General features: G+C 70.1%; 24 protein-coding genes. 9 read left to right on the top strand and 15 right to left on the bottom strand.

The window, feature by feature from the left end; genetic code table 11:
- Window position 1 precedes the first annotated feature (1 nt).
- Both BrevBR_RS06940 and greA read right to left on the bottom strand, forming a co-directional pair.
- Entirely contained in the window at window positions 2-151 is a 150-nt protein-coding gene (locus BrevBR_RS06940) for a hypothetical protein (protein WP_332641165.1), read from the bottom strand.
- 151 nt (window positions 152-302) lie between these two features.
- Entirely contained in the window at window positions 303-779 is a 477-nt protein-coding gene (greA, locus tag BrevBR_RS06935; protein WP_332641166.1) for a transcription elongation factor GreA, read from the bottom strand.
- 49 nt (window positions 780-828) lie between these two features.
- On the opposite strand from greA, the gene BrevBR_RS06930 reads away from it, so the two are divergent.
- Entirely contained in the window at window positions 829-2,034 is a 1,206-nt protein-coding gene (locus BrevBR_RS06930; protein ID WP_340000405.1) for a TIGR03862 family flavoprotein, read from the top strand.
- Between the two features lie 58 nt (window positions 2,035-2,092).
- Here BrevBR_RS06930 and BrevBR_RS06925 read toward each other — a convergent pair whose 3' ends face one another.
- Together BrevBR_RS06925 and BrevBR_RS06920 are read right to left on the bottom strand one after the other, a co-directional pair.
- Window positions 2,093-3,307: a serine hydrolase domain-containing protein gene (locus BrevBR_RS06925; RefSeq protein WP_340000404.1), complete on the bottom strand. Its 1,215-nt coding sequence runs from the start codon at window positions 3,305-3,307 to the stop codon at window positions 2,093-2,095.
- A 110-nt stretch (window positions 3,308-3,417) separates the two neighbouring features.
- Window positions 3,418-4,266: a LytTR family DNA-binding domain-containing protein gene (locus BrevBR_RS06920; RefSeq protein ID WP_340000403.1), complete on the bottom strand. Its 849-nt coding sequence runs from the start codon at window positions 4,264-4,266 to the stop codon at window positions 3,418-3,420.
- A gap of 408 nt (window positions 4,267-4,674) precedes the next feature.
- Between BrevBR_RS06920 and BrevBR_RS06915 the strand changes: the two genes are divergently transcribed.
- Window positions 4,675-6,309 (top strand): M28 family metallopeptidase, encoded by a 1,635-nt coding sequence (locus tag BrevBR_RS06915; RefSeq protein WP_340000402.1) that lies wholly within the window; start codon window positions 4,675-4,677, stop codon window positions 6,307-6,309.
- Between the two features lie 6 nt (window positions 6,310-6,315).
- Here BrevBR_RS06915 and BrevBR_RS06910 read toward each other — a convergent pair whose 3' ends face one another.
- On the bottom strand, window positions 6,316-7,017 hold the full coding sequence (locus BrevBR_RS06910; protein WP_340000401.1) for an SIMPL domain-containing protein: 702 nt from the start codon (window positions 7,015-7,017) through the stop codon (window positions 6,316-6,318).
- Window positions 7,018-7,168: 151 nt separating this feature from the next.
- Between BrevBR_RS06910 and BrevBR_RS06905 the strand changes: the two genes are divergently transcribed.
- Complete coding sequence (locus tag BrevBR_RS06905) at window positions 7,169-7,633, top strand: hypothetical protein (RefSeq protein ID WP_332641172.1); 465 nt, start codon at window positions 7,169-7,171, stop codon at window positions 7,631-7,633.
- Between the two features lie 59 nt (window positions 7,634-7,692).
- Here the strand turns inward: BrevBR_RS06905 and BrevBR_RS06900 are convergent, their stop codons facing one another.
- The gene (locus BrevBR_RS06900; RefSeq protein ID WP_332641173.1) at window positions 7,693-7,914 is read right to left on the bottom strand and encodes a hypothetical protein; all 222 of its coding nucleotides are present in this window, start codon (window positions 7,912-7,914) and stop codon (window positions 7,693-7,695) included.
- A gap of 131 nt (window positions 7,915-8,045) precedes the next feature.
- On the opposite strand from BrevBR_RS06900, the gene BrevBR_RS06895 reads away from it, so the two are divergent.
- Window positions 8,046-9,191, top strand: a complete 1,146-nt coding sequence (locus BrevBR_RS06895) for a serine hydrolase domain-containing protein (protein ID WP_340000400.1) — start codon at window positions 8,046-8,048, stop codon at window positions 9,189-9,191.
- 207 nt (window positions 9,192-9,398) lie between these two features.
- Here the strand turns inward: BrevBR_RS06895 and BrevBR_RS06890 are convergent, their stop codons facing one another.
- The 4 genes from BrevBR_RS06890 to BrevBR_RS06875 form a co-directional block, all read right to left on the bottom strand.
- Window positions 9,399-10,856, bottom strand: a complete 1,458-nt coding sequence (locus BrevBR_RS06890; RefSeq protein WP_340000399.1) for an MFS transporter — start codon at window positions 10,854-10,856, stop codon at window positions 9,399-9,401.
- 24 nt (window positions 10,857-10,880) lie between these two features.
- Window positions 10,881-11,801 (bottom strand): EamA family transporter RarD, encoded by a 921-nt coding sequence (rarD, locus tag BrevBR_RS06885; protein ID WP_340000398.1) that lies wholly within the window; start codon window positions 11,799-11,801, stop codon window positions 10,881-10,883.
- Window positions 11,802-11,975: 174 nt separating this feature from the next.
- Complete coding sequence (locus BrevBR_RS06880) at window positions 11,976-13,022, bottom strand: aspartate-semialdehyde dehydrogenase (RefSeq protein WP_340000397.1); 1,047 nt, start codon at window positions 13,020-13,022, stop codon at window positions 11,976-11,978.
- A gap of 162 nt (window positions 13,023-13,184) precedes the next feature.
- The gene (locus BrevBR_RS06875; RefSeq protein ID WP_340000396.1) at window positions 13,185-14,108 is read right to left on the bottom strand and encodes a hypothetical protein; all 924 of its coding nucleotides are present in this window, start codon (window positions 14,106-14,108) and stop codon (window positions 13,185-13,187) included.
- A 64-nt stretch (window positions 14,109-14,172) separates the two neighbouring features.
- Between BrevBR_RS06875 and zapE the strand changes: the two genes are divergently transcribed.
- Together zapE and BrevBR_RS06865 are read left to right on the top strand one after the other, a co-directional pair.
- Window positions 14,173-15,285 (top strand): cell division protein ZapE, encoded by a 1,113-nt coding sequence (gene zapE / locus BrevBR_RS06870; protein ID WP_340000395.1) that lies wholly within the window; start codon window positions 14,173-14,175, stop codon window positions 15,283-15,285.
- A gap of 61 nt (window positions 15,286-15,346) precedes the next feature.
- Window positions 15,347-15,871: a YbjN domain-containing protein gene (locus tag BrevBR_RS06865; RefSeq protein WP_340000393.1), complete on the top strand. Its 525-nt coding sequence runs from the start codon at window positions 15,347-15,349 to the stop codon at window positions 15,869-15,871.
- Between the two features lie 48 nt (window positions 15,872-15,919).
- Here the strand turns inward: BrevBR_RS06865 and BrevBR_RS06860 are convergent, their stop codons facing one another.
- From BrevBR_RS06860 to mdh, 3 genes are all read right to left on the bottom strand, one after another.
- The gene (locus tag BrevBR_RS06860) at window positions 15,920-16,393 is read right to left on the bottom strand and encodes an SRPBCC family protein (RefSeq protein WP_340000391.1); all 474 of its coding nucleotides are present in this window, start codon (window positions 16,391-16,393) and stop codon (window positions 15,920-15,922) included.
- Window positions 16,393-16,734, bottom strand: a complete 342-nt coding sequence (locus BrevBR_RS06855; RefSeq protein ID WP_340000390.1) for an ArsR/SmtB family transcription factor — start codon at window positions 16,732-16,734, stop codon at window positions 16,393-16,395. The genes BrevBR_RS06860 and BrevBR_RS06855 overlap by 1 nt, the downstream gene beginning before the upstream one ends.
- A gap of 108 nt (window positions 16,735-16,842) precedes the next feature.
- Window positions 16,843-17,805 carry a malate dehydrogenase gene (gene mdh, locus BrevBR_RS06850; protein WP_340000389.1) on the bottom strand — a complete coding sequence of 321 codons (963 nt, stop codon included), beginning with the start codon at window positions 17,803-17,805 and terminating at the stop codon, window positions 16,843-16,845.
- A gap of 176 nt (window positions 17,806-17,981) precedes the next feature.
- Here mdh and BrevBR_RS06845 point away from each other — a divergent pair, with 176 nt between their 5' ends.
- Window positions 17,982-18,761: an EcsC family protein gene (locus BrevBR_RS06845; protein WP_340000388.1), complete on the top strand. Its 780-nt coding sequence runs from the start codon at window positions 17,982-17,984 to the stop codon at window positions 18,759-18,761.
- Here the strand turns inward: BrevBR_RS06845 and BrevBR_RS06840 are convergent.
- Both BrevBR_RS06840 and BrevBR_RS06835 read right to left on the bottom strand, forming a co-directional pair.
- Complete coding sequence (locus tag BrevBR_RS06840) at window positions 18,758-19,972, bottom strand: glycosyltransferase (RefSeq protein ID WP_340000387.1); 1,215 nt, start codon at window positions 19,970-19,972, stop codon at window positions 18,758-18,760. The genes BrevBR_RS06845 and BrevBR_RS06840 overlap by 4 nt on opposite strands.
- A 100-nt stretch (window positions 19,973-20,072) precedes the next feature.
- Window positions 20,073-23,516 carry a DUF2339 domain-containing protein gene (locus BrevBR_RS06835; RefSeq protein WP_340000386.1) on the bottom strand — a complete coding sequence of 1,148 codons (3,444 nt, stop codon included), beginning with the start codon at window positions 23,514-23,516 and terminating at the stop codon, window positions 20,073-20,075.
- Window positions 23,517-23,736: 220 nt separating this feature from the next.
- Here BrevBR_RS06835 and katG point away from each other — a divergent pair, with 220 nt between their 5' ends.
- Both katG and BrevBR_RS06825 read left to right on the top strand, forming a co-directional pair.
- Window positions 23,737-25,980: a catalase/peroxidase HPI gene (katG, locus tag BrevBR_RS06830; RefSeq protein WP_340000385.1), complete on the top strand. Its 2,244-nt coding sequence runs from the start codon at window positions 23,737-23,739 to the stop codon at window positions 25,978-25,980.
- A gap of 64 nt (window positions 25,981-26,044) precedes the next feature.
- A complete protein-coding gene (locus BrevBR_RS06825; RefSeq protein ID WP_332641356.1) occupies window positions 26,045-26,932 on the top strand; it encodes a hydrogen peroxide-inducible genes activator in 888 nt (295 codons plus the stop codon).
- Window positions 26,933-26,934 lie beyond the last annotated feature (2 nt).

The raw sequence follows: 26,934 nt of genomic DNA, 5'->3' as shown, positions 1-26,934 counted from the left end.
CTCAGTCTTCGAGCGGAGGCAGGCCGGCTTCCTTGCGGGCGGCGGCGGCGGCCTTCTTTTCGGCCTTGGCGGCGGCCTTTTCGGCGGCCTTCTTGGCGTCGGCGCGCTCGCGTTCCTGACGCTCGAAACTGTAGTTGGGCTTACGGGCCATGAGGGGCTTCTTTCTCTTTTCTTGGCGCTATCGCGCTTCGCTCTGCCTGAGCGCAGGAATTGTCAGCGCCGCCTGGGCGCAGAAAGCGCCGCGGGAGCGCCTTGTGTTCCCCAAGGTGGGGCAAGCGGGGGGCCGGGGCAACCGCTGACGGTCAATCGACGGCGACGATCTCCACCGTCTGGCCGGCGACGACGGCCTCGTCGCCGACGGTCTTGCCGATCAGGGCGACGGCGAGCGGCGAGACGTGGCTGACCGAACCGGCGGCGGGATCGGCCTCGTCCTCGCCGGTGATGCGCCAGGTCTGGCGGCGGCCGTCCTCGCGCTCGATGGCGACCGAGCCGCCGAAGCGGACGCGGCCGTCGGCCCCGGTCTCGACCAGCTGGGCGGTGGCCCGGCGGGCGGACCAGTAGCGCAGGTCGCGGGTGGCGCGGGCCATGGCGGTGCGGTCGGCCTCGATGTCGCCCTTCGACTGGGCGGCGGACCAGGCGGCGCGGGCCGAGGCCAGGGCGGCCTCGATCGCGGCCAGGCCGGAGGGCGTGACGAGGTTCGGGTGCGGGGAGATCGGACGGTCGGGAAGATCGGCGGCCGTGGCCTCCAGATCCTCCTCGCGGGTGAAGGCGACGCTCATGGGGGATGAGCGTATGGCGGCTTGCGGCGTTCCGGTCCATCAGGGAGCGATGAGCGACGTGAAGACAGTCCATGTGATCGGGGCCGGACCGGCCGGGCTGACGGCGGCCGAGCGGCTGGCGCAGGCCGGGGTGAAGGTGGTGGTCCATGAGGCCATGCCGTCGGTCGCGCGCAAATTCCTGATGGCCGGGCGCGGCGGGCTGAATCTGACCCATTCGGAGGGGATGGAGGGGTTCGTCGGGCGGTACGGCCCTGCCGGCGCGACGGTCGCGGCCTGGCTGGAGCGGTTCTCGCCGACGCATCTGATCGGCTGGGCCGAGGGGCTGGGACAGGCGACGTTCACGGGGTCGTCGGGGCGGGTGTTCCCGCGGGCGATGAAGGCCTCGCCGCTGCTGCGGGCCTGGCTGGCGCGGCTGAACGACCTCGGGGTCGAGGTGCGGACGCGGTCGCGCTGGGCGGGACGGAAGGACGGGGCCTGGGTGTTCGATACGCCGGAGGGTGAAGTCCTCGAGCGGCCCGATGCGGTGGTGCTGGCCATGGGCGGGGCCAGCTGGCCGCGGCTGGGGTCGGACGGGGCGTGGGCCGGGAAGCTCGAGGGGGTGGAGACGGCGCCGTTCCGGCCTTCGAACGTCGGCTTCGACGTGAGCTGGTCCGGGGTGTTCGCGGAGCGGTTCGCGGGACAGCCGCTCAAGCCGGTGGCCATGACGTTCGATGGCCAGACGGTGCGCGGCGAGGCCATGCTGACCCGCTACGGGATCGAGGGCGGGGCGGTCTATGCGCTGTCGGCGGGGCTGAGGAACGCGATCGGGCGGGACGGGTCGGCGGTGCTGACCGTGGACCTGCGGCCCGATCTGTCGGTCGAGGCGCTGGCGGGGCGGCTGGCCAGACCGCGCGGCAAGGACAGCGTGACGAACTGGCTGCGCAAGGCGGGCGGGCTGTCGGCGCCGGCCGTCGGGCTGTTGCGCGAGATACCGGGCGAGCTGCCGGCGGGGGCGGACAAGCTGGCGAAACGGATCAAGGCGGTGCGGCTGACCCTGACCGGCGTACAGGGACTGGCGCGGGCGATCTCATCCGCGGGCGGAGTGAAGCTGGACCAGCTGGACGAGGGACTGATGCTGAAGGCCATGCCGGGCGTTTTCGCGGCGGGCGAGATGCTGGACTGGGAGGCGCCGACGGGCGGCTATCTGTTGCAGGCGTCGATGGCGTCGGGGGTGGTCGCGGCTGACGGCGTGACGAGGTGGCTGGCGGGGCGGTGAGGCTCGACAGCGGCGGCGGGGCGGGTCGCCCCCGTAGGCGCGTCTCCCAAACCCGCCGTCAGGGCCGTCGTGCGTTGGCCAGCCACCGCCGGTACTCTCCGAGGAATGGCGACCCCGGGTCGATCTGCTCGATGAGCTCCGGCATGGCGGCGAGCGCCCTCGCGTTCGGAGCGTTCAGGAAGATGATGACGCCAGACCGCGAAGGCGTCTCGATGTAGCCAAGGCTGACTTCGGACCAGTCCGCCCCCCCGTGTTCGAGGATCACGGCGTCGCCGAACCTGAGAACGTTGAATCCCAGGCCGTAGCCCTGCTGATCGGGACAGAGGGCGGACGACAGCGAGGCGCAGTCGACGATCGCCTGATCGCCCTTGTCGGTCTGGACCCGATCGCGATCCGCGACCATTGCGGCGCCGTATCCGTCGCCGACAGCCACGGCCCCCAGGAACAAGGCGTAGTCGCGAACCGTGGTGACCATGTCGTCGGCTGCGGCATAGCTATCCTCAGCGCGGCAGCCGCCCCCCTGCTCCGCCGGCCGGCAATAGTATCCGGGAAAGCGGCCGGCCTCATCGACCGGCCGGGCGATGGAAGTCGCAGCTTCTCCGCGTTGGGCGACAAGGCTCGTATCGGTCATCCCGACAGGTCCGAGAACAACCGCCTGGACGAGGTCGGGGAACGGCTGGTCGAGCTTCCGCTCCGCAAACCGCGCCAGATACTCGATGCCCTCACCGGAATAGCTGTAGCGTTCCCCCGGCGCCGACTGGAACGCCAGCCGTCCGCCGGGCAGGAAGAAGCGCCAGTTGGGAAAGCCGGTCGAGTGGTTAAGCGCTGTCCGCGGCGTCAGGGCGAGCCGGCGGGGATCATCGGCGATGTCGGGGTCCAGCCAATGCCCGACCATCGGCTCATCGAGCGACAGCCGCCCCTGGCCGGCCAGCCGCAGAACCGTCTCGGCCGTCACGGTCTTGGTGATGGAGGCTACGTTGAACCGCGTCCCCGGCCCCGCCGCGACCCCGGGGGACTGTTCCCCCAGATAGCGTTCCCAGACCAACTCCCCGTCCCGAATGACGCCGAAGCCCGCCGTGACAACACCGTGCCGTCGAACGATCTCCGCGAGGGCCGCCTCCGCGGCCCGATCGGGAACGTCTGTTCGACTGGCGACCGGCGCCTGGGCGGTGACGGCGGGATGGGGCGGCGTCGCGCAGGCGGCCATCCCGAATGGCAGCATGCTGCCGATGGCGAGCGCGACGCCCCGCGCCATGATGTTCCGTTGCTTCACCTTGCACTCCGCTTTCCGACCGACTGCGAAGAGACTAGCCTCAGTGATCGGGCGGGGAGAAAAATCCCGTGAACCGACGCCGCGCCGGGATCGATCGACACCTGGCGGCCCTAGACGGCGAGGTCTCGCAGCCGTCGGGCCCCCGCCCGGCTGGTCATGATCGACGCCCCATCGCTCATGACCAGAAGGAGGCGGGCGTTGCCGGCGGGCTCGACGTGATCGATCGCGGTGAGACGGACGATGTGGGAGCGGTGGGCTCGCACGAACTGGTCTTGCGGCAGGATGTCATCGAAGCGCGCCAAAGGCGTCGTGGAAAGAATGCTTCGGGTGGTCGTGACGATTTCGGAATAACCGTCGGCCCCGGCGATTCTGACAAGGTCCGACATCGAGACCGGCACCATCTCCTTGTCGCAGCGGACCATCAGGGAGGCTGGCGGGGTTCCCGGCGCGATCGGAACCGCGCCTGGCCCGGGCGAAGGCTCCGGCCCCGAATTCGAAACGCCGACCGCGTGTCGCCAATAGACGAACAGGGCGAACGCGCCGTAGACGGTGACGCCCTGAAAAAGCTGCCAGCTCAGCGCGATCGGACCGAACGGAGCGACCGTGAACCCCTCGTTCGGCCAATTCGGCGACAGGGCGAACCCGGCCAGGGTGCAGAAGTACCACGCGACCGAGAAGGTGGCGGCGAGCAGCGGATGAACGAGTATGGCGAGCGGGGCGCGGGCGCCTGCGGCGAGCCGGTACACCACTGGACGAAACAACAGTGCGGGAACGCAGACGGACAGGGTGTTGATCGCGGCAAAGCCGACCGAGGCGATCAGGGGCTGGTTCAGCGTGGTCGCGAACGCTGTCAGATATCCGGCGAACAGTATGCCGAGACCGAACAGAAGCGGACCCGCGTCCCTGGGCGCCCTCGGGGGCGATGGTCTCGCCACACCGGAAATTGCGATCTGATTCATCGACGCCCCACGCTCCGCATAGAGTCGAAGCAAAGCGCATGTGCGAGGTCGCGGCCATGGCTCTCAGGATTTCAAATTGTTCATACGGAAAGCCCCTCTCCGGCAAGTTTCCGGGAGCGGCCCCTCGAACAGCCCCACGCGTTGGGCTTCGGCCTTTCAGGGGAGGTCGCGGATGCGCCAGGAATGCGTTACGCGTCCCGGGCCGATGAGCCGGTCTGGTTCTGGCTGCATGTTAGCGGGCACATTGCGCTGTTGATCTTCATGTGCTGGCTCGCGTTTCCGGTCGCCACATCCTGGCCGGTAACCGAAGTCCGCTTCCCATCCATAGCGGACCTGCGCGACCGCCCGCTGGACGGAGGCGTGCGGTCAAGGGTGACGGTCTTTTCGGGAAAGGGCTAGAACAGCGGCATGACCCAGCACCGCATCCTCCTCGCCGCCGCCGTCGCGGCCCTCCTGACCGCCTCGCCCGCGCTGGCGCAGCAGGCCGACGCCGCGCGGCTGAATGAACATGTGCGGGTGCTCGCCTCCGATGAATTCGAGGGGCGCGGGGTGGCGACGCCGGGCGAGCAGAAGACGGTCGACTATGTGGTCAGTCAGTTCCAGGCGCTGGGGCTGGAGCCCGGCGGGCCGGACGGGTCCTGGGTGCAGGCGGCGCAGCTGGGGCGCACGCGGCAGGAGGGGCCGGCGACGATCACGGTGTCGAGCGGCGGGCGGACGCGGGCGCTGGAACGGGGGCCGGACGTGCTGGTTTCCAGCGACCGGCCGGTGAACCGCATCACGGTGACGGACGCCCCGGTGGTCTTCGCCGGCTATGGCGTCGATGCGCCCGAGCGGCAGTGGGACGACTTCAAGGGCATGGACCTGAAGGGCAAGGTCCTGCTGGTCATCGTCAACGACCCGGACTTCGGCGCGCCCGAGGGGCATCCGGTGGCCGGCAGGTTCGACGGCAATGCGATGACCTTCTACGGCCGCTGGACCTACAAATTCCAGGAGGCGGCGCGGCAGGGGGCGGCGGCGGTGCTGGTGATCCACGACACGGCGGGCGCCGGCTATGGCTGGAGCGTGCTGGAAGGGTCGTCGACGGCGCCGAAATTCGACATCGTCCGGGCCAATCCGGACGCCGAGCGGGTTCCGGCCCAGGGGTGGATACAGGGGCCGGTCGCGGAGCAGCTGTTCGCCGATGCGGGGCTGGACTACGCCGCCCTGCGCGAGGCGGCGCGGACGCCGGAGTTCAGTCCCGTGACGCTGGACGGGGTGACGATGTCGATCGACTTCGGCCAGACCGCCGACCGGATCGAGAGCCGCAACATCCTGGCGCGGATTCCGGGCGCGGTGCATCCGGAAGAGACGGTGCTGTACGGCGCCCACTGGGACGCCTTCGGCCGGGCGACGCCGGTGGGGGACGACGACATCTATAACGGGGCCGTCGACAATGCGACCGGGGTGGCCGGGCTGATCGAGCTGGCGCGGCTGTTCAAGGCGGGAACGCCGCCCGAGCGGTCGGTGGTGTTCGCGGCCTGGACGGCCGAGGAGGCCGGACTGCTGGGGGCCGAATACTACGCCGCCAACCCGGTCTGGCCGCTGGAGACGACGGTGGCCAACATCAATATGGACAGTTTCCTGCCGGGGACCGAGGTGTCGCCGCAGATCGTGGTCATGGGGGCGGGCAAGAGCCAGACCGACGCCTGGCTGGAGCGGCGGGCGACGGAACAGGGCCGAACCCTGATCCCCGATCCGGCCCCGCAGGCGGGCGGCTTCTACCGCTCGGACCATTTCCCGCTGGCCAAGAAGGGCGTGCCGGCCCTGTTCGGGGCGGCGGGCTTCACGGGACATAACGCGGCCAGCCGCGACTATGTGGCCAACCGCTATCACAAGCCGTCCGACGAATGGACGCCGGACTGGGTGATGGACGCGGCGGCGACGGACGTGGACCTGCTGTACGCCGTGGGCCGCGATCTGGCCGACAGCGGCGACTGGCCGGAGTGGAACCCGGGGGCGGAGTTCGAGGCGGCGCGGCAGGCGTCGGCGGCGCGGCGGCAGTAGCCGCCCTCATTCACGCGCGAGGGCGAAGTCCGCATGGACCTGCACCTCATAGGTACTGGCTCCTGCATGGACAGGCGGAGGCGGGGCCGCCGCCTGGGCCACGGCGCCCCGCGCGTCGCCTGCATACCAGGGAACCGGCGGCTGGCCCGAGCCGTCGCGGATGGCGATGACCCGTTCCACCTTGAGGCCGGCGGCCGTGGCGTAGGCCTCGGCGCGGGCGCGGGCGGCCTTGTAGGCGGCGGCGTAGGCGGCGTTCTTCGCCCGCTCGGGATCGGAGGCGTGCAGGTCGGGGCCTGACACCACATTGCCGCCCGCCTCGGTCGCGGCGGAGATGGCGGGGCCGGCCTGACGGACGTCGCGGATGCGCACCTCGACCATGTTCTCGGCGCGGTAGCCGCCGCGGCCGGGGCCGTAGTCGACACGGCCCAGGGTGACGGAGCGGGTCTGGATGTCGTCCGGCTTGACGCCGAGCCGCGTCAGGGCGGCCGAGACCCGCGCCATGGCGGCGTTGTTGCCGGCGCTGGCGGCGGCGGCGGACGGCGCGTTGGTCGAGACGCCAACGGTCAGCCGGGCCTCGTCCGGCCGGGCGTCGGCGCGACCGGTGGCGGCGACCTGAAGCAGCACTTCGCCGGGGTGCACGCCGCGGGGGTCGGGCGGCTGGGTGCAGCCCGCCGCCAGCAACAGAAACACCAGTCCGATCCGCTTCATGACCCGTCTCGCAAAGCGCCCCGGAGAGAAGAGAGGCCGCGAAAGTGGCGGACCCGTGGCCGGCCAGCGGACAAGGAGGCCGGAAGCCCGCAGGAACCCTGGGGGAAGCCGGGTCGTTCCCGCTTCGTGGCCAGGCTGTGGAGTTCAGACCATGAGGCGACCCGGACCCGCCCTTCTGATCCTGCTCCTGGGGCTGGCGGCCTGCGAACCAGGGCCTGCAGTCGTCCCGACGCCTGTCGAGGCCCGGTCTGAGCCCGCGCCCTCGACGGTCGAACCGTCGGCGCAGGTCAGGAGTCTGGCCGGGGCATGGCGGGTCGCGGGGATCGACGGCCGCTCGCTCGACGAGCCGGTCGGATTGTCGCTGACGGGCGACGAACAGCAGCTCTGGTGGGAGCCGCGATGCGCCGGCGTGGCGCGCGCCTATCGCATCGAGGGCCAACGCATCACTTTCGCCTCGCGGCCGGGCGCGGGCGGACCCGTGTGCGAGATCGGCCAGCCGCCGCGTCTCGACGAGGTGGTCCGCGCGCTGGACGGCGCGGACAGTGTTTCCCGGACCCCGAACAACGGCGTGCTGATTTCAGGGCCGGATCACAGCGTCCTGCTGTTCTCGCAGTAGGTCCGCTATCCGCGATCACGCGGAGGTCCGCTCACGACCCGTTGCGGACGTTGAGACGGTCAGCTCTTCTTCCGTCCGCGAAGCAGAAGCACCGCGCCACCAACCAGGGCTGTGATCAGTCCGATGGAGATCGCGTGGACTTCCCAACCTGTCCGGGGGTCTCCCCATGGGTCTCCATCGTCAGCCAGCTTCGTCCCGGCGGGATCAACCATGGACAGAATCTCGACGAGACCAAGAGCCGTGGCGAGCAGCAGCAGGAGGATGGCGGAAGCGATCTTCATGGACGCCCCGATAAACGGTCACGCGGATGGGTATCGGGCGCCGGACGCGCCATGCCAAGGCCCGCTTTCACCCATAGCAGGCTGAGGCGGCGGCAGGTGACGGGCCGGCCCTTGGCCGGTAGGACAACCCCATGACCCTCCTCCCCAACATCCATGGCGTCTGCCCGCCGCGTTTCGCCGCCGTGAAGGACGCCTTCGCCGCCAATTTCACCGATGCGCCCGAGGGGCTGAACGAACAGGCGGCGCGGTTCAGCGTCTGCGTCGGCGGCGAGACGGTGGTCGATCTGTGGGCCGGATGGGCGGATGCGGCCAGGACGGTTCCGTATGGCGCGCGCACGCTGACGCCGGTGTTCTCGACCGGCAAGGCGGTGATGGCCCTGCTGATCGCGACCTGCGTCGAGCGCGGGCTGCTGGACTATGAGCGGCCGGTCGCCAGCTACTGGCCGGCGTTCGGGCAGGCAGGCAAGGCGGTGATCACCGTCGGCCAGATGATGAGCCATCAGGCGGGTCTGCCCGGCTTTTCGGAGACGGTCGATCCGGCCATCTGGTTCGATCGCGAGGCGGTGCTGGAGCGGCTGTGCGCCCAGGCGCCGATGTGGCCGCCGGGGACGGCGTCGGGCTATCACCCGATCACCATCGGCTTTCTGGCGGGGGAGCTGTTCCGGCTGGTCGACGGGCGCAGCATGGGCGCGGCCCTGCGCGAGGACTTCGCCGCCCCGTTCGGCCTCGACCTGTGGATCGGTCTGCCCGAGGCCGAGCACGGCCGGGTGGCGGCCTTGCGCAAACCGGCCTCGGCGCCCGATCTGGGGACCATAGACGCGATCAAGACCTCGGCCTTCCTCGACAAGGGATCGGCGCCGGGCGGGCGCGGTTCGACCGAGTGGCGGACGATGGAGATGCCCTCGGCCAATCTGCACGGGACGGCGCTGGATCTGGCGCGGATCATGGGGGTGCTGGCCAATGGCGGCGCGCTGGAGGGCCGGACCGTGTTGTCGCCGGGGGTGCGGGCGGAGATGCTGCGCGAGCGGATTCACGGCCGCGACAAGGTGGTGCCGTTCGACGTCAGCTGGGCGGCGGGGCTGATGCGCAACGAGGGTCTGCACATCTTCGGCCCCAATCCGACGGCGGTCGGACATTGCGGCTGGGGCGGCAGCTGCGCCTTCGCCGATGCGGACGCGGGGGTGTCAGGGGCCTATGTGATGACGCGGCAGTCGCCGTATCTGGTCGGCGACCCGCGGGCGCAACGGTTGATCGGGGCGTTGTACGGGGGACTGTAAGGGGAGTGAGTGGTGGCTAGTGGCTAGTGGCTAGTGGCTGGCCGCCGCCTGAGTGGCCGCGCTGACCGCGTCGCCCCTCCGCCGTCAGTGAAGCTACAATCACTAGCCACTAGCCACTAGCCACTAGCCACTAGCCACTGGCCACTAGCCACTGGCCACCAGCCACCAGCCACCAGCCACCAGCCACCAGCCACCAGCCACCAGCCACTAGCCACCAGCCACGCGCTTCGGCGCGGTCAGGCCGCCGATGATCCCGGCCAGCACGGCCAGCGCCGCGCAGGTCAGGATGACCACGCGGAAGGCGGCGTGGAAGGCGTCCGCCGCGGCGGCCTCGAGATCGGCGCCGGCCATGACCCGGCCCAGCAGCTCGCGGGCGCCGGGACTGTCGGTCTGGCTCACGAAGACGGCCGACAGGACGGCTCCCAGCAGGGCGACGGCCAGCAGACCGGCGACGCGGGCGACGGCGTTGTTGACGCCCGAGGCTATGCCCGTGTGGCCGGACGGAACCGCGCCCATGACGGCGGCGGTCAGGGGGCCGACGGCCAGGGTCATGCCGATCGCCATCACCGTCATCCCGGCCAGCGGCCCGTCGACATAGCCGGCGCCGGGATCGGGCAAGGCCAGCAGGGCGAGGCCGATCCCGGCCAGGATCGGTCCGACGCTCAGCGACAGCCGGGCTCCGAAACGGTCGGCCAGTTTGCCCGCGTAGCCCGAGAACAGGCCCATGACGAAGGCGAAGGGCAGCATGGCGGCGCCGGCCATGGTGGCGCTGAATCCCTGCACCCGGATCAGGTCGTAGGGCAGGAAGAACATCGCCCCGCCGAGCGCGAAATAGAGCAGCAGCGTCAACAGGTTGATTCCGCTGAACACGGACGATCGGAACAGGCCGAGCGGCATCATCGGATGCCGCTCGCGCGCCTCGGCCCACAGGAAGGCGGCGAGGCCGAGAGCGCCGGCGATCAGGCCGCCGAGAACGCCCGGATGGCCCCAGCCGAGGTCGGGCGCGGCGGTCAGACTCCAGGTCAGGGCGCCAAGGCCGGTCATGGCGAGCAGGGCGCCCGGCCAGTCGAGGCCGCGGGCGTCGTCGTCGCGGCTTTCGGGCACGGCCCTGAGGGTGACGATGACCGTGAGGATGGCCAGCGGGACGTTGATCCAGAAGATGAAGCGCCAGTCGGCCTGATCCGCCAGCCAGCCGCCGACCAGCGGCCCGACCATGCCGAAGACGGCCCCCGCCCCGGCCCAGGTCCCGAAGGCCTTGCCGCGTTCGTCGGGCGGGAAGGCGGCGCCGATGACGGCCAGGGCCCCGGGCGTCAGCATGGCGGCGCCGATCCCTTGAACCGCCCGGCCGGCGATCAGCAGTTCGACCGTCGGGGCCAGACCGCAGGCGATGGAGGCGACGGCGAAGACGGCGACGCCGATCAGGAAGACCCGCCGCCGCCCGAACCGGTCGCCCGCCGCCCCGCCGATCAGGACCAGGGCGCCGAGGGTGAGAAGATAGGCGTTGGAAACCCACTGGACCGCAGCGGGTCCGGCGCCGAGGTCCTTCTGGATCGAGGGCAGGGCCACGCCCAGCGCCGAGCCGTCGATGAAGGTCAGGCTGGAGCCGAGGACGGTGGCGGCCAGGATCCAGCGTTTGCGGGCGGGCGATAATGATTGACCGGCCATGGCGCGCTCCGTGGGAGCGTGACGCTAGGCTGGTTCAGCGGCCCGCTTCAAGGCCTCGCGCGCGGCGCGGTGGCGGAAGAAGGCCGCGGCCGCGAACACCCCGGCGCCGCCCCAGATGAAGGCGAAGCTGATCACGCGCAGGGGCGTCAGCGCCTCGCCGGCCCAGACGCCGACAGCGAACTGGAGCGTGGGGGCGAGGAACTGGATGAAGCCGATGGTCGACAGCGGCAGACGGCGCGCCGACCAGGCGAACAGGGCCAGGGGCAGGACCGTGGCCGGGCCGTTGGCGAGGGCCCACAGGGTGTTGACCGGACTGTCGAAGGCCACGCCGGCGCCCGTGTGCTGGAGCCACAGGACCCAGGCGAGGCCGAACGGGACCAGCAGCAGGCATTCGACCAGCAGGCCGGCCTGGGCGTCGATGGGGACGCGCTTGCGGATGACGCCATAGCTGGCGAAGCTGAGGGCCAGGACGATGGAGATCCACGGCGGACGGCCGAGCGCCGCGGTCTGGAAGCCCACGCCGATCGCGGCCAGGCCGATGGCGACCCAGCCCCATTTGTCGATCTTCTCGCGGAACAGCCACAGGCCCACGACCATGTTGAGCAGCGGGTTGATATAGTAGCCGAGGCTGGCCTCCAGCGTCGCCTCATGGGTGGTGGCCCAGACGTAGAGGCCCCAGTTGACCCCGATCAGCAGGGTCGAGACGGTCAGCCAGCCGAGGGTCTTCGGCGAGGCGAAGACGGCGCGCACCTGACCGCCCTGCCCCGCCAGGAAGACCAGCAGCCCCGCGACCGCCACGGCCCACAGGGCGCGGTGAGCGAGGATCTCCATCGCGTCGAAATGCAGATCGCCCTGGGCCATGAACAGCAGGGGCATGAAGCCCCACATGACATAGCAGCCGAAGGCGGAGAACAGGGCGGCGCGTGAACTGTCGGACGGGGTCATGGCGACGCTTCTGTTTCCTTCTCCCTATGGGAGACGGTGGCCCGGAGGGCCGGATGAGGGTCGGGTGGTGAAGCGGCGAAGCCGCCCCGGGGCGGCCACCCGTCACCCTTGAGCGCAAGGACGACGGCTTCGCCGCCGTGCGCTCAAGCCCTCTCCCGTCGGGAGAGGGGAGTCCTAGACGGTGATCGTGCGATACCCCGACGTCGGCTTGATCATGCCCGTCTCGTCCAGCAGCTGGGCGATCTGGACGGCGTTGAGGGCGGCGCCCTTGCGCAGGTTGTCGGAGACCACCCACAGCGACAGGCCGTTCTCGACGGTCGGATCCTTGCGGATGCGCGAGACGTAGACGGCGTGTTCACCGGCGGCGTCGACGGGGGTGATGTAGCCGTCGTGCTCCTGCTTATCGATGACCATGACGCCGGGAGCGTCGCGCAGGATGGCGCGGGCCTCGTCGGGCGAGATGGGACGGTCGAACTCGAGGTTCACCGACTCGGAATGGCCGACGAAGACGGGCACGCGCACGCAGGTGACGGTGAGCCTGATGGAGGGGTCCATGATCTTGTGGACCTCGTTCCACATCTTGGCTTCCTCGTCGGTGTAGCCGTCGTCGAGGAAGGACCCGATGAAGGGGATGACGTTGAAGGCGATCTGTTTGGGGAAGAGCTTGGGCCGCGCGTCGCCGAGGCCGTAGATGGCCTTGGTCTGGTTCCACAGCTCGTCCATGCCCGCCTTGCCGGCCCCCGAGACCGATTGATAGGTCGAGACCACGGCGCGCCTGATCTTCGCCGCGTCATGCAGCGGCTTGAGGGCCACGACCAGCTGGGCGGTCGAGCAGTTGGGGTTGGCGATGATGTTCTTCTTCGTCGCCAGCTTGATGGCGTCCGGGTTCACCTCGGGCACGATCAGCGGCACGTCCGGGTCCATGCGGAAGGCGGACGAATTGTCGATGACGATGGGGCCGGCCTTGCCGATCTTCTCGGACCAGGCGCGCGAGGCGTCGCCGCCGGCGCTCATCAGCACCAGGTCGACGGTCGAGAAATCGAACAGTTCGATGTCCTCGCATTTGATGGTCCTGTCGCCCCAGGACACCTCGACGCCCTTGGACTTGCGCGAGGCGACGGCGTGCATGGTCTCGACGGGGAAGTTGAGCTCCTCGAGGATGTTCAGCATTTCCCGGCCGACGTTGCCGGTGGCGCCTACGACGGCGACGCGATAGCCCATTTTGGTTAGTCCTGTTCCTGAGTCCGGCGCCGCGCTTCGCGCAACTCGGGCGCGGATTTATGGCGAGCCCCTATGTGGGGGTTCCCGGCGGCGAAGCAATCGCTTTTCCGCTCTCCGGACGCCGCCCGACCCGAGATCGGACGGCGCACCCATTTGCGGCGCTTATGGCCGGGGCGTCAGAACCTGCGTCGCGATCAACCGCGTCTCTCTCCGCGAACTCTCCTCGCCGGCGACGAATTCGACGACCGTCAGACAGTCGACCTTCTCGGCCAGGCCCGTCGCGATATCGATCGTGAAGTCGCAGTTGCGATTGTTCGTCAGCGTCGCATTCGTCAGGGAGGCCCGGATCTTGGCCTCCAGGTCGGCGCTGTCGTCCTGCTTGGCCTTGTCCGCGACTATTCCGTCGATCATGGCGGGAATGGCCGCCATGAGGGAGTCGGGATCGATATCCTGCGACCAGTGAAGCCGCGCCTTTCCGGCGGCGGGATCGACCTCAACGAGCCGGTAGGTTCCAACCATGATGATGTCAGCCCCGCCCCATGGAAGCCGGCCTGCCGCCTCGTAGGAATTGTCCTCTCCCAGGAACAGGTCCGTCCCCTGCCCGGTGGCGATCATCCCCGCGTCGGCCGTGAAGAGGGGAGCCGCCGTTTCCGGCGTCAGACTGGCGAGCATGCGCAGGGCGCTCCCACCCGCTTCCTCGTCACCCGACTGCTCGAGCCGCCGGCGCGTCGCCGCAATGATTTCGGCGAGGTTGTCCAGGGAGACCGGTGTCAGCGTTTCGTCGACGGTCATCCTGATGTCGGGGCTGGGCGAAGACTCGGGCGTCACGTCTTCACCGTCGACATGGGTGAGGCGCCAGACGACCTCGCGACGGCCGGTGTCTTCCCGGGCCTTCGAAAGGGTGACGTCGTAGGTGAAGGCGGCTCGCTGTTCCGGCTCGGCGTCCCTGCGGTCCGTCTTCGTGATATGCAGTCGGATATGCGCCGGGCCTTCGATGCGGACCGGCAGGGGCACCGTGTCCTGCGCGGAGGCCGGTGTGGCGAGTCCCAGCGCAATACAAAACGCCGCGCCTGTCAGAAATCGCATGTGTCGCTCCCCTGCGCGGCAACCTAGCTAGGCGGCGGGCGCGAGGAAAGGCTATGACGCCTTCATGCCGTCCCGAACCAGTCGCGCCTATCAGAATCGGATCCAGGACGGCCGGCTGACCCCCGATCCGTCGCAGCTTGTGGTGGTCGAGGCCCTGTCGCGGCTGGAAAAGGACCTGCGCGCAAAGGCCCCGCTGGGCGGGCTGTTCGGCCGGAACCCGGTGCGCGGCGTCTATCTCTGGGGACCGCCGGGGCGGGGCAAATCCATTCTCATGGATCTTTTTTACGCCTGCGCGCCCGAGAGGCGGAAGACGCGGGCCCATTTCCACGCCTTCATGGCGCGGGTGCACGACCTGATACGGCAGTGGCGCGAGGGCGACGCCGCCGCACGCCGGACGCGGTTCGGCCGGTGGAGGGGCGACGATCCGATCAAGCCGGTGGCGCAGTTGATCGCGTCCGAGGCGCGGCTGCTGTGTTTCGACGAGCTGCAGGTCACCGACATCGCCGACGCCCTGATCCTGGGCCGGCTGTTCGAGGCCCTGTTCGAGGAGAATGTGGTGCTGGCGGTGACGTCAAACCGGGCGCCGGATCAGCTGTATCTGAACGGGATCAACCGCGAACTGTTCGTCCCCTTCATCGACCTGATCGAGGAAAAATGCGTCGTGGTCAGCGTTACGGGCGCGCACGACTGGCGGCTGGACCGGTTGATGGGGGACAAGGTGTGGTTCGCGCCCCCGGATGAGGCCTGCCGCGCGGCCTTCGAGACGCTGTGGTCCGACCTGAAGGGCGATCAGGAGGAATGCCCGGCGCATCTGAAGGTGCAGGGCCGCGACGTGGTCATCGAGCGCACCGACGGCGGGCTGGCGCGGGCGACGTTCGCGCAGCTGTGCGGGACCGCGCTGGGGCCGCAGGACTATCTGGCCATCGCCGAGCGGTTCCACACCCTGTTCATCGAGGACCTGCCCGTGCTGGGTCCGGCCAACCATCACGAGGCGCGGCGGTTCGTGACCCTGATCGACGCCCTCTATGAGGCGGGGACGCGGCTGGTGGTCCTGGCCGAGGCGGCGCCCGAGGTCCTGTATCGGAAGGGCGTCGGCGCCTTCGAATTCGAGCGGACGGTGTCGCGCCTCAAAGAAATGTCGGGCGCGGAGTGGCTGGCGCGCGAAAGAACGTCATAAGGTGATCGCCACAATTCCGCTGGGGCCGCCGGTCCACAGTTCGCGAAACCGGAGATTTCCCATGCGCCTGTCCGTTCTTTTCGCCGTCCTGGCCTTCGGCGCCGCCTCGCCGGCCCTGGCCCAGACGCCCGCCCCCGCCGCGTCCGTGGCCGCGAGCAAGGGGGTGGTCGTCGCCGACGCCCGGACCTGGCTGATCGGCCTCGGCGGTTCGGTGGCCGAGCCGACGGCAGCCGAGGGGGCGCAGGTCCTGACGGTCGCCGATCAGCCGCTGCCCTGGACCCTGACCTTCTACAACTGCGCGGCGGCGAGCCTGTGCGACGACGTGCAGTACAGCGCCGTCTTCTCAGGTCCGATCACGGTCGAGCAGATCAACGAATGGAACCGCGGCAACCGCTACCTGAAGGCCTTCTTCGTGCCGGGGGCCACGCCTGATGCGGCCGGGGCGGTGGCCCAGTACGACGTCGTGCTGACCTCGACCGGGACGGAACAGCTGCAGGAGCCGACGGTGATCTGGCTGCAGATGCTGCGCCAGTTCGCCCAGACGCTCGCCCAGGCGGCGGCTCCGGGGACACCGCCGGCGAATTAAGCACCGCTTCATCCCGGCTTTCGCCGGGAGGAACGGAATGGAGGGGCTTCAGGCCTGCGCGGTCAGGCGGGCGAGCAGTTCGTCCAGCTGCCCGAACTGTTCGGCCAACCCTTCCTCCGCCCCGTGGCCGGCCTCGAAGGCCTCCTTCGAGGGGTAGAGTTCGTGCACGGTCAGGAACGTCTTGCCGTCCCGTCCTTCGAAGGTGACCGTAGTCACGGCGCCGTCCTGGTCTTCCTCATTCGTCCAGACGAGACGCGAGGGCGGCGTCACCTCGATGTATTTGCCGTAGAAGGCGAAGGCCGAGGCTTCGTCCTGACCGAAGGCGAGCCGGTAGCCTCCCCCGGTGCGGACATCCATCTCGCACGACAGCAGGGGCACGCCCATCGACCGGGGCGCCCACCACTGTTTCATCAGTTCGGGCGTGGTCCAGGCCTCGAACACGATGCGCGGCGGTCCGTCGAAGGTGCGGGTGACGACCAGCTCGCGGTCGGATGTCCGTTTGATCGTGGTGGGGTTAGTCATCAGTTTTCCCTGAGTTTCAAATTCTCAACCACCTGATCCAGCGCATCGAAGCGCGCGGCCCAGACCTGGCGGTAGTTTTCGATCCATGCGGCCTCTTCCTCGAGCCGGCGCCGGCCCAGCCGACACCGCCGCACGCGGCCGATCTTTTCGGTCGTCACGAACCCCGCATGTTCGAGGACGCCGACGTGCTTCTTCATGCCCGTCAGGGTCATATGGAATTTGTCGGCCAGCTCGGTGATCGACGCGTCCGACCGTCCCAGCTGCTCCAGAACGCCACGCCGGGTGACGTCGGACAGGGCGGAGAAGGAGGCGTCGAGGCGGGCTTGTGAATACTGAACCATGTGGATCAGTATTGGTCCGGAAGGCGGCGGCGTCAAGGGACGGCGTGCGACCAAACGAAAAGGCCCCGGATCGCTCCGGGGCCTTTTGTCTGGTTACGCCGGGGAGCCTCAGGCGAGACTGCCGTCGATGTCCTTGCAGGCCTGGATCAGGCCGTTCACCGACTCGACCGACTTGGCGAACATGGCCTTTTCTTCGTCGTTGGTGGTGAACTCGACCACCTTCTCGACGCCGGCGGCGCCGATCATCGCCGGCACGCCGACGTAGAGGTCTTTCAGGCCGTATTCGCCCGACAGCCAGACGGCGCAGGGCAGGACGCGCTTCTGGTCCAGCAGGTAGCTCCTGGCCATGGCGATGGCCGATTCAGCCGGGGCGTAGAAGGCCGAGCCGGTCTTCAGCAGGGCGACGATCTCGCCGCCGCCCTTGCGGGTGCGGTCGACGATGGCGTCCAGCTCGGCCTGGCTCAGGAAGCCGGCCTTGACCGCGTCGGGCAGGGGCAGGCCGCCGATGGTCGAGTGGCGCACCATCGGCACCATGTCGTCGCCGTGACCGCCCAGGGTCCAGGCGTGGATGTCCTGCACCGAGACGCCGGTCTTCTCGGCGAGGAAATACGCGAAGCGGGCCGAGTCGAGCACGCCGGCCATGCCGACGACCTTCTCTTTCGGGAGGCCCGAGAATTTCTGCAGGGCCCAGACCATGGCGTCCAGCGGGTTGGTGATGCAGATGACGAAGGCGTTCGGGGCGTGTTGTTTGATGCCCTCGCCGACGGCCTTCATGACTTTCAGATTGATGCCGATCAGGTCGTCGCGGCTCATGCCCGGCTTGCGCGGCACGCCGGCGGTGACGATGCAGACGTCGGCGCCCGCGATCTCGGCGTAATCGTTGGCGCCCTTCAGCGAGACGTCGGTCCCGATGACGGCGGTGGCCTCGGCGATGTCCAGCGCCTTGCCCTGGGGCGTGCCTTCGGCGATGTCGAACAGGATGACGTCGCCCAGCGCCTCACGCGCCGCCACATGGGCCAGGGTGCCGCCGATCATGCCGGCGCCGATAAGGGCGATCTTCGCGCGAGCCATATACATCTCCTTGGGCCTACCGCGCTTGGCGCTACTTGAGGCCGTTTGCTTGGGGCCTGTCCCGCTCACGCGCGACTTGGGGCCGGTCTGTTAGGGTGGGGAGGGAAAGCGTTGGCGGCGGTCTAGACCCGCTCGCTTTCGCCTGCAACCGTAACGCCGCGTCACCCGGAGCCGTCATGGCCAGCCTGCCCGAAATCGTCGCCGCCGAAGAGACGCCCGCCGACCTGATCACAGTCGTGGACGAGACGACGGTGCGCGCCGAGGTCGAGGCGTGGCGGGCCAGGGTGCTGAAGCGGCCGGGACTGTGGGATCGGGCGACCCGCGGCGCGCAGGAGCGGATCAACCGGATCATCCCCAAGCGGGTCCACGCCGTCATCACCGCCGGCGTCGAGGCGATGACGAAGGGGATATTGTTCGGCTCGGACCTGATTCAGACCCGGCCGCGGGCCGAGGGCTCGCTGGCCGCACGGGAGCTGAGGGCGCGGGCCATGATCCGGACGTACCGCACCACCGCCGGGGTCGAGGGCGGGGTCGCGGGCGCGGGCGGCTTCGTGCTGGCGGCCGCAGATTTTCCGGCCCTGATGGCGATCAAGGTGCGGATGCTCGGCGACGTGGTCGGCGCCTACGGCTGGGGCGGGGATACGGTCCGCGACCGGCTGTTCGTGCTGCACATCTTCCATCTGGCCTTCGCAAGCGCCAGGCGGCGGCCCGAGGCGCTGGCCGAGCTGGAACGGTGGATCGCCGGCGTGGACCAGCCGCAGGCGATCACCGAGTACGACTGGCGCAAGTTCCAGATCGAGTACCGCGACTACATCGACCTGGCCAAGATGGCCCAGCTGATCCCCGTCGTCGGAGCGCCGATCGGTGCGGTGGTCAACTGGCGGCTGGTCGACCGGCTGGGCGAGACGGCGATGATGGCTTGCCGGATGCGGTGGATGGCGGAGACGGCGGGCTAGAGCGCGTCGAGCAGCAGCCCGGCGGCGGTCGTCGCCCCATCGGCGCGGATGGTCGGCGCGACGGCGGCCGCCCGGTCGCGCATCCCGGGCTTGAGCGCCGTCGCGAGGGCGGCGGACAGGGACTCAAGCGTCGGGGTCGCGCCGTCGTGCGCCACGCCGACGCCCAGTCCGGCGACGCGGGCGGCCCAGAAGGGCTGATCGACGATCTGGGGGACGATGACCTGCGGAGCGCCCGCGCGGGTGGCCGTGGTGGTGGTGCCCGCGCCGCCGTGGTGGACGACGGCGGCCATGCGGGGGAAGAGAGCCTGCTGGTTGACGTCGCCGGTCAGGAAGACGTCGGCTCCGTCGTCGAGCGGCGCCGCCTCGACCCAGCCGCGGGCCAGAACCACGCGGCGGCCGTGCGCCCGGGCGGCCTCGATCGCGACGCGGGCGGCCTCCCGCGTGGACGGCAGGGCGATGCTGCCGAAGCCGACATAGACGGGCGGGGCGCCGGCCTCGATGAAGGCTTCCAGATCCGCGGGCAGGGGACGGCGGTCGGGCAGGATCCAGGCGCCGGTCTGGACGGCGTCGGTGAGGTCGGTCGGCGCCCACGGCCACAGGACGGGGTCCGAGGCCAGCAGCGGACGGTCGGTGAAGACGTGGTCGCGGACGTTGTCCGTCGCCGGCAGGCCGACGGCGGCGCGCTGGCCGTTCACCGCCGTGCCGAACAGGCCGTTCATGGCCGCGATGTTCAGCGTCCAGAGGTCGCGGGGGTCGGTCGTCTCCGGCGGGTGCGGATAGCCCGGATAGGGGAAGGGCCGGTGGTGTTCCGAGGGCAGGAACAGCGGGCAGAAGGTCACGTGCCGGTACGGAAGACCCCGCTTTTCGGCGACGCACTGCGCGGCGGCGGCCGAGGGCATCAGGCCGGTGGCCACGATGGCGTCGCAGCCTTCGGCGGCCGCGCCGATCGCCTCATACTGCGCGCCGATCATCCGGGCCGCATACTGGGGGATGCCGTCCGCAGGCCGCGCCTTCGCCGACTCGATCCATTCGCGAACCGGGGTGAAGGCCGGGGCCAGGGGGACGCCGGCGCGGGCCAGCAGGTCGACGAACTCCTGATCCGGCGGGGCGGACACGACCGCCTCGGCGCCGAGCGCCTTGAGCTGGATGGCCAGTCCGACCAGGGGTTCGACATCGCCGCGGGACCCGTAGGTCGACAACAGGATACGCATGGGGCAGCCCTCCGTGCTTCAAGGGCTCCGCAGTCTGCGCATAAAAACGCGTTCGACCATTCTTGAACGAAACTGTTTTGACCCCAACTCCAGTCTGACCTTACGGCGTATCGGCGTCCCCGCGCGTCGAGGCCCGGGTGTTCAGGCGGCGTGCGGCGATCGCCCCCGCCAGGAACAGGGCGCCCACGGCGAGGAAGGAGGCGGCGCGAATGACGCCTTCAAGCCGCGCGAGGTCGAACAGCATGACCTTGGCCGCCGTGAACAGCAGCACCGCCAGACCCGCCCAGCGCAGGGCGACGTCGCGGCGGGCGGAGCCGAGGCTCAGGACCGCGAGGCCGAACACCGCCCACAGGGCCGAGAAGGTCCAGGTCTCCAGCCCGCCGCCGGGCGTCGAGACGCTCATGACCCCGCCATGGAAGACCCAGCGGATCAGCAGCGTCATCAGGGCGAACAGGATGCCGACGGTTCCGGCCGTCGCGGCCTTGCCCATGGCCCCTTGCGCAGGCTGCAGGCTGGCCATGGCAGCGGCGCCGAGGGCATAGAGGCCAAAAAGCAGGACGGCGGCCGGTATGGAGGCGAGGGGCTCGGTCAGCGGACCCCACCACGGGCTGGCGTAGAGGCCGAACACCAGGGCGGCCAGACCCATGGCGGCCCAGGTCAGGGCGGGCGCGGCGCGTCTCAGCCATTCGGTGCGGGCGGAGGCGGCCATGATCCGGTCGGTCAGCAGCAGGCGGGCGGTGGCGAGGCCGACGACGGCGTAGGCGGCGGCTTCCGCCCGTCCCAACTCTCCCAAGGCCATGGCCGGGCCGTGGAAGGCCCAGCGGATCAGGTGGAGCAGAAGGACCAGCGCGACGCCGAAGGCGACGGCGAGGGCGGCCTTGCCCAGGGCTATGGACTTGCGACTGACGGCCCAGGCCAGCACCGCGCCGACGGCGTAGAGGCCGAAGACCGGCGCGCCCTCTCCGATCGACAGCGGCGTCTGCGACAGGCCCCACCACGGACTGGCCAGCAGGCCGAACATCAGACCGGCGAAGATCAGGGCGACCCAGCCGACGGGCGGCGCGGCATGGCGCAGCCAGACCGCCAGCGGGTTGTTGAACCGGTCCTGGGCGAAGGCGCGCACGGTGGCGAGCAGGAGGACGGCGTAGGCGCAACCCTCGGCGCGGCCGATTCCAGCCTCGCCCATGTCCGCGCCCTGGAACAGGTGACGCACGGCCAGCACGGCCCAGAGGAAGGCGAACAGGGCGCCCGTCGCGGCCCAGAGCTGCGCCCACCGGTCCGTCGGCCGGCGGCGCGCGGCGCAGACGGCCAGAAGGGCGGCGGGGGCCAGGAAGGCGACGATCAGGGTGTTGAGCACGGGCAGGCCGACCGGCGGCGCGCCGAGGCCCCACCACGGATTCCAGACCAGGCCCTGGATGAACAGGCCGTGGACGGCTCCGAGGCAGACCACGATCACCGAGCGCCAGCGGGCGATGGGGCCGTCGTCCGTGCGCTGGCGCACCACCAGCAGAAGCCCGGCGGCGAGCAACAGAAGGGTGCGCAGGGAGGCTTCGAACAGGCCGCCCGATGCGGCGTCCGGATCGGCGCCGGTCAGGATGACGTGCAGGCCGATGAACAGGCCGGTCAGCAGAACCATGAGGGCGGCCGTGGTCTGGGCCTCGACCTCGTTGCGGTTTGGCGCGCGCGCATTTGGCGTCATCCGGGCGGCGAAATAGAGCAGCGCCGCGGCGCCGGCGGAGGCGGCGAGGGTGAAGGGCAGGGACAGCCGTCCTTCCAGCGCCGCGCCCATGAATTCGGGGCGGAACATGGTCGCGAGGGTGAACAGGCCGGCCGCCACGCCGGCCTGGGCCAGACCCGCCCATGACAGGCGGCGCGCGGCGAGCGCCAGAAGCACGGCCGAGACGGCGAAGGCCGGCGGTTCGAACTGCGGAAGGATCGCCGCATGGATCGACAGGAAGGCCAGCTCGGCGGCGGCGGCGAGCCACAGGACCAGCCCCCGGTCGCGCAGGACGTCCTCGACCCGTCGGGCGATCAGGGCGGCGGTGGCGAACAGGGCGACGCTGAGGATCGCCGCCAGCAGCCAGGCGAGCTGGAACCCGGCCACATCCAGCAGGGGCCAGGCGAGGTTGGCGAGGACGGCGACGCCGACGCCGCCAATGGCCAGCAGGGTGGTGCGCGCGGCGGGCGGCGAACGCAGGGCTGCGGCGAGGGCGGCGACCGGGATCAGGGCGGTCAGGCCGTGAATCCACGGCAGGCAGGCGCCGAAGGCGGGATGGCGTCCGTCGAGGGCGAGGGTCGCCAGCGTCGCGAATACGGCCACGGCGACGGGCGCCGCGAAGATTCCCGCCGGCGCCAGGCCCGGCCCGACGATCACGGCCCCCAGCGCCACGAGCGCGCCCGAGATCAGGACGGCCGCCGGCAGATGCGCGACGCCGCCCGGATCGCCCGTCCATAGCTGGGCCGAGAACAGACTGGCCATGAGCAGGGCGGCGGCGGGCTGCTGGAAGAAGACTTTCGATTGCGGGTCGGCGGGGTCGTCCCGCCGGTTGGCGCGGCGCCAGAACACGGCGCAGGCCGGACCGGCCGCGGCCAGAAGCAGCAGCGGGGCCGCGCCGCCGCCGAACGCCTCGGAAAGGCTCCAGAGCAGCAAGCCCCCCAGGGTCACGAAGCCGGCCCGGCCCCACAGGCGGGCGGCGCTGACGACGAAGCCGGTGACGCCGATGAGCACCGCGTAAGCGAGAAGCACGGCGGGCGACCAGACCGATATGCCGGTGACCCAGGGCGTGATCACGGCCCCGAAAATCGCCAGCAGGGCCAGGGCCTCGCCATGACGGAGCGCAAGACCGAGAAGGCCCAGGGATATGGCGCCCGCCAGCAGGGCGGCGGCCGGGAAGGGGATCAGGCCGTACAGGGAATAGGCGGCGCAGACGGCGCCATAAAGGGTGACCGCGCCCGCGCCGGCCGCGACGGCGGCGGCCAGCAGATGCCGTCCGCCCGGCGCCTGTTTCTGGCGCAGGATCCATTCGCTGGCCGCGATCATCAGCCCGCCCAGGCCGACGGCGGCGAAGATGCGCAGGGGCGGGGTGAAGACGCCCTGCTGGGCGGCGTAGACGACGAGCAGCAGGCCGCCGAGCGCCAGGCCGCCGCCGCCGATCCAGGCCAGGCCGTTCTCCGCCAGCCAGGTCGAGACCGAGGCCCATTTCACCGGGTTCGACGGGGGCGGAGCGGGGCGCGGCGCGGGGGTGGGTCGAGGTTCCGGCGGCCGCGGCGGTGCAGCGGAACGGCTGAATTCGGTCACCCGGGGTGGCGGAGGCGGAGCCGGTGTTACAGGCGTGCTGACCCTTGCGGCGGGGTGAACCTCCGCGACGCTGGCCGCCGGTCTCGCGGCGGGGGTCGCCACGGGCGGCGCCGCGGGCCGCCCGGGATCGGGCAGGGCGTCGCGGGATCCGAGCGCCTTGCCGAGCAGGGCTTCGAGCCGTTTGAGCGCCTCGCCCTGACGGTAGACGATCACCGCCAGCACGATGATCACAAGCCAATGCAGCATGGCGGCCCCCTCGACACGCGCGACCCGAAACCCCGGCCCGCCCGTCACGGCTATCGTGGATTGTGGTACAACACCTTAAGCGCGACACGCCATGGCCGCCCGGCGCGGGACGTGTTTGTCGATAACTTCAGCTGTTCCTGACGACAAAGTTTATCGATTTTCCTTGCTGCACAGTCAGGCATAGGCTCACGTCCAATCGCGCTCGACGCAGGAGGAAACCATGGACGGAAACGCTGGCGGCCCCACCCCCCTGAACGATCCGAAGAAGGAGCCCGCGGCGCTGCGGAGCCTGCTGGGGCGAACCAACCGCGACTGGTGGCCCAACCAGCTGGCCATCGACATCCTGCACCAGAAGGGGCGGACCGGCGACCCGATGGGCGACGGCTTCAACTACGCCAGGGCCTTCAAGTCGCTGGACTATGCGGCGGTGAAGCGCGACCTGACCGCCCTGATGACCGACAGCCAGCCGTGGTGGCCGGCGGACTACGGCCACTACGGCCCGTTCTTCATCCGCATGGCCTGGCATTCGGCCGGGACATACAGGACGGGGGACGGCCGGGGCGGCGCCGGCTCGGGACAGCAGCGGTTCGCCCCGCTGAACAGCTGGCCGGACAACGGCAACCTCGACAAGGCGCGGCGCCTGCTGTGGCCGATCAAGCAGAAATACGGGGCCAGCCTGTCGTGGGCCGATCTGATGATCCTGGCCGGCAATGTCGCCATCGAGAGCATGGGCGGGCCGGTGTTCGGCTTCGGCGGCGGCCGCGCCGACGTCTGGGAGCCCGAGAAGGACGTCTACTGGGGCACCGAGGAACACTGGGTCGGCGAGGAGGGCAATGAGACCCGTATCCAGCCCGAGAAGGAGATGGCGCTGGAGAGCCCGCTGGCGGCGATCCAGATGGGCCTGATCTATGTGAACCCCGAGGGGCCCGGCGGCGTGCCGGACGCCCTGCAGTCGGCCCGCGACATCCGCGAGACCTTCGCCCGCATGGGGATGAACGACGAGGAGACGGCGGCCCTGACGGCGGGCGGCCACACCTTCGGCAAGGCCCACGGAGCGGGCGATGCGAAGAAGGTGGGGGTCAGTCCCGAGGGCGCCGACATCGCCCAGCAGGGCCTCGGCTGGATCTCCGGCCACGAGAGCGGCATGGGCGATCACACCATCACCTCGGGCATCGAGGGCGCCTGGACGCCGACGCCCATCAAATGGGACATGACCTATTTCGACATGCTGCTGGACCACGACTACGAGCTGACCCGCAGCCCGGCCGGCGCCAAACAGTGGCATCCGGTCGGCGACCCGTCGGACACCCTGGCCCCCGCCGCCCATACGCCGGGCAAGCGCGTGCCGACGATGATGACCACCGCCGACATGGCGTTCAAATTCGATCCTGCGTACCGCCCGATCATGGAAAGGTTCCGCGCCGATCCGGCCTATTTCGCCGACGCCTTCGCCCGCGCCTGGTTCAAGCTGTGCCACCGGGACATGGGGCCCAAGGTCCGCTACCTCGGACCCGAGGTTCCGGCCGAGGACCTGATCTGGCAGGACCCGATTCCGGCGCATCAGGGACCGGTCCTTGGCGAGGCTGACATCAAGGCCTTGAAGGACCGGATCGCGGCCTCGGGCCTGTCGGTGGCCGAACTAGTCCGGACGGCCTGGGCGGCGGCGGCGACCTATCGCGGCTCGGATCATCGCGGCGGGGCCAACGGCGGCCGCCTGCGGCTGGAGCCGCAGCGCAGCTGGGACGTCAACGAACCGGCGAAACTGTCCCGGGTGCTGCAGGTCTATGAGCAGATCAAGGCCGGTTCGGGCCTGAACGTCTCGATCGCCGATCTGATCGTGCTGGGCGGGTCCGTCGGGATCGAGCAGGCGGCGAAGGCCGGCGGCCATCCGATCGAGGTTCCGTTCACGCCCGGACGCACCGACGCCAGCCAGGAACAGACGGACGTCGAGGGCTTCGCCGTGCTGGAGCCCAGGGCCGACGGTTTCCGCAACTATCTGCAGGTCCGTTTCAACGTGCCCACCGAGGAGTTGCTGATCGACCGGGCCCAACTTCTGGGCCTGGCCGCGCCGGAGATGACGGTGCTGGTCGGCGGCCTGCGGGTGCTGGGGGTCAACCACGGCGCGTCGAAGCATGGCGTGTTCACCGACCGGCCGGGACAGTTGACCAACGACTTCTTCGTCAATCTGCTGGACATGCGGACGGCGTGGAAACAGGTCGACGACAGCGGCGACGAGACCTTTATCGGCTCCGACCGGATCAGCGGCGAACAGCGGTGGACGGCGACCCGCACCGATCTGGTGTTCGGCTCCAACTCGCAGCTGCGGGCGCTGTCCGAGGTCTACGCCTCGGCGGACGCCGGCCAGAAGTTCGTGAAGGACTTCGTGGCCGCCTGGACGAAGGTGATGAACGCCGACCGGTTCGACATAACCCTGAACGAGGAGTTCGGCGCGGCGGCGGCGTAACGGCGCCGCATAGGGCAGGTCGATAACCATGGCTTTCGACATAGCGAACGCCTATGTCGCTCGCATGCTTCCGACCCTGCGACAGCTCCAGTATCTCAAGCTTCTGGCCGAGCACGCCTCGTTCAGCCGGGCGGCGGAGGCGGCGCATGTCAGCCAGCCGGCGCTGTCGGCCGGTGTGCAGGAGCTGGAGAAGATCCTGGGCGCCCCGGTGGTCGAGCGCACGCGCGGCAATGTCCAGCTGACGGCCGTCGGCGCCGAGGCCGTGCGGCGCGCCGAGGACGTGCTGGCCCGCACCGAGGATCTGGTCGAGGCGGCGAAGAATGCGGGCAAGCCGCTGTCGGGCCGGTTCCGGCTGGGCGTCATTCCAACGGTGGCTCCCTTCCTGCTGCCGACCAAGTTGCCCGGGATCAAGCTGGCCTATCCGGGCCTGCGGCTGTTCATCCGCGAGGACCTGACGCCGCGGCTGATCGCCGGGCTGAAGGCGGGCCATCTGGACGCGGCGGTGATCGCCCTGCCCTACAGCTCCAGCGGCGTGGACCATGCCCGCATCGGCGATGACGAAATCCTGGCGGCGGCCCCGCTGGGTCACGCGCTGGCCGGCACGGGGCCGATCCCGGCCGGCTCGTTGAAGGCCGAGGATCTGATCCTGCTGGAGGACGGCCACTGCCTGCGCGACCAGGCGCTGGCGGCCTTCGATATCGATCCGCCCAAGGGAGACGACGTGTTCGCCGCCACCTCCCTGCATACGCTGGTGCAGATGGTGTCAGCGGGGCTGGGCGTGAGTTTCCTGCCCGAGATGGCGGTGCGGGCGGGCCTCGCCGACATGCCCGGCGTCGTCGTGCGGCCGATCGCGGCCAGGGCCCCGCGCCGCGAGATCGTGGTGGCCTGGCGGACGGGCTCCAGCCGCGCCGCCGAGGCGAAGCTGCTGGCCGAGGCGCTGACGCTGGACTGAGG

This window comes from Brevundimonas sp. BR2-1 (assembly GCF_037626195.1).
Lineage (GTDB): Bacteria > Pseudomonadota > Alphaproteobacteria > Caulobacterales > Caulobacteraceae > Brevundimonas.
Note: the sequence above shows the minus strand (reverse complement) of the source record. Positions and strands in the feature narration are given on the sequence as shown.

Excerpts from the sequence above, each read along its gene's own strand:
- BrevBR_RS06895 (WP_340000400.1), top strand. The coding sequence starts at position 8,046 with ATGACCCTCCTCCCCAACATCCATGGCGTCTGCCCGCCGCGTTTCGCC.
- BrevBR_RS06835 (WP_340000386.1), bottom strand. The coding sequence starts at position 23,516 with ATGCTGCATTGGCTTGTGATCATCGTGCTGGCGGTGATCGTCTACCGT.
- mdh (WP_340000389.1), bottom strand. The coding sequence starts at position 17,805 with ATGGCTCGCGCGAAGATCGCCCTTATCGGCGCCGGCATGATCGGCGGC.
- BrevBR_RS06900 (WP_332641173.1), bottom strand. The coding sequence starts at position 7,914 with ATGAAGATCGCTTCCGCCATCCTCCTGCTGCTGCTCGCCACGGCTCTT.
- BrevBR_RS06860 (WP_340000391.1), bottom strand. The coding sequence starts at position 16,393 with ATGACTAACCCCACCACGATCAAACGGACATCCGACCGCGAGCTGGTC.
- zapE (WP_340000395.1), top strand. The coding sequence starts at position 14,173 with ATGCCGTCCCGAACCAGTCGCGCCTATCAGAATCGGATCCAGGACGGC.
- BrevBR_RS06930 (WP_340000405.1), top strand. The coding sequence starts at position 829 with ATGAGCGACGTGAAGACAGTCCATGTGATCGGGGCCGGACCGGCCGGG.
- BrevBR_RS06855 (WP_340000390.1), bottom strand. The coding sequence starts at position 16,734 with ATGGTTCAGTATTCACAAGCCCGCCTCGACGCCTCCTTCTCCGCCCTG.
- BrevBR_RS06915 (WP_340000402.1), top strand. The coding sequence starts at position 4,675 with ATGACCCAGCACCGCATCCTCCTCGCCGCCGCCGTCGCGGCCCTCCTG.
- BrevBR_RS06880 (WP_340000397.1), bottom strand. The coding sequence starts at position 13,022 with ATGGGCTATCGCGTCGCCGTCGTAGGCGCCACCGGCAACGTCGGCCGG.
- greA (WP_332641166.1), bottom strand. The coding sequence starts at position 779 with ATGAGCGTCGCCTTCACCCGCGAGGAGGATCTGGAGGCCACGGCCGCC.
- BrevBR_RS06890 (WP_340000399.1), bottom strand. The coding sequence starts at position 10,856 with ATGGCCGGTCAATCATTATCGCCCGCCCGCAAACGCTGGATCCTGGCC.
- BrevBR_RS06840 (WP_340000387.1), bottom strand. The coding sequence starts at position 19,972 with ATGCGTATCCTGTTGTCGACCTACGGGTCCCGCGGCGATGTCGAACCC.
- BrevBR_RS06910 (WP_340000401.1), bottom strand. The coding sequence starts at position 7,017 with ATGAAGCGGATCGGACTGGTGTTTCTGTTGCTGGCGGCGGGCTGCACC.
- BrevBR_RS06875 (WP_340000396.1), bottom strand. The coding sequence starts at position 14,108 with ATGCGATTTCTGACAGGCGCGGCGTTTTGTATTGCGCTGGGACTCGCC.
- katG (WP_340000385.1), top strand. The coding sequence starts at position 23,737 with ATGGACGGAAACGCTGGCGGCCCCACCCCCCTGAACGATCCGAAGAAG.
- rarD (WP_340000398.1), bottom strand. The coding sequence starts at position 11,801 with ATGACCCCGTCCGACAGTTCACGCGCCGCCCTGTTCTCCGCCTTCGGC.
- BrevBR_RS06845 (WP_340000388.1), top strand. The coding sequence starts at position 17,982 with ATGGCCAGCCTGCCCGAAATCGTCGCCGCCGAAGAGACGCCCGCCGAC.
- BrevBR_RS06865 (WP_340000393.1), top strand. The coding sequence starts at position 15,347 with ATGCGCCTGTCCGTTCTTTTCGCCGTCCTGGCCTTCGGCGCCGCCTCG.
- BrevBR_RS06940 (WP_332641165.1), bottom strand. The coding sequence starts at position 151 with ATGGCCCGTAAGCCCAACTACAGTTTCGAGCGTCAGGAACGCGAGCGC.
- BrevBR_RS06825 (WP_332641356.1), top strand. The coding sequence starts at position 26,045 with ATGCTTCCGACCCTGCGACAGCTCCAGTATCTCAAGCTTCTGGCCGAG.
- BrevBR_RS06905 (WP_332641172.1), top strand. The coding sequence starts at position 7,169 with ATGAGGCGACCCGGACCCGCCCTTCTGATCCTGCTCCTGGGGCTGGCG.
- BrevBR_RS06920 (WP_340000403.1), bottom strand. The coding sequence starts at position 4,266 with ATGAATCAGATCGCAATTTCCGGTGTGGCGAGACCATCGCCCCCGAGG.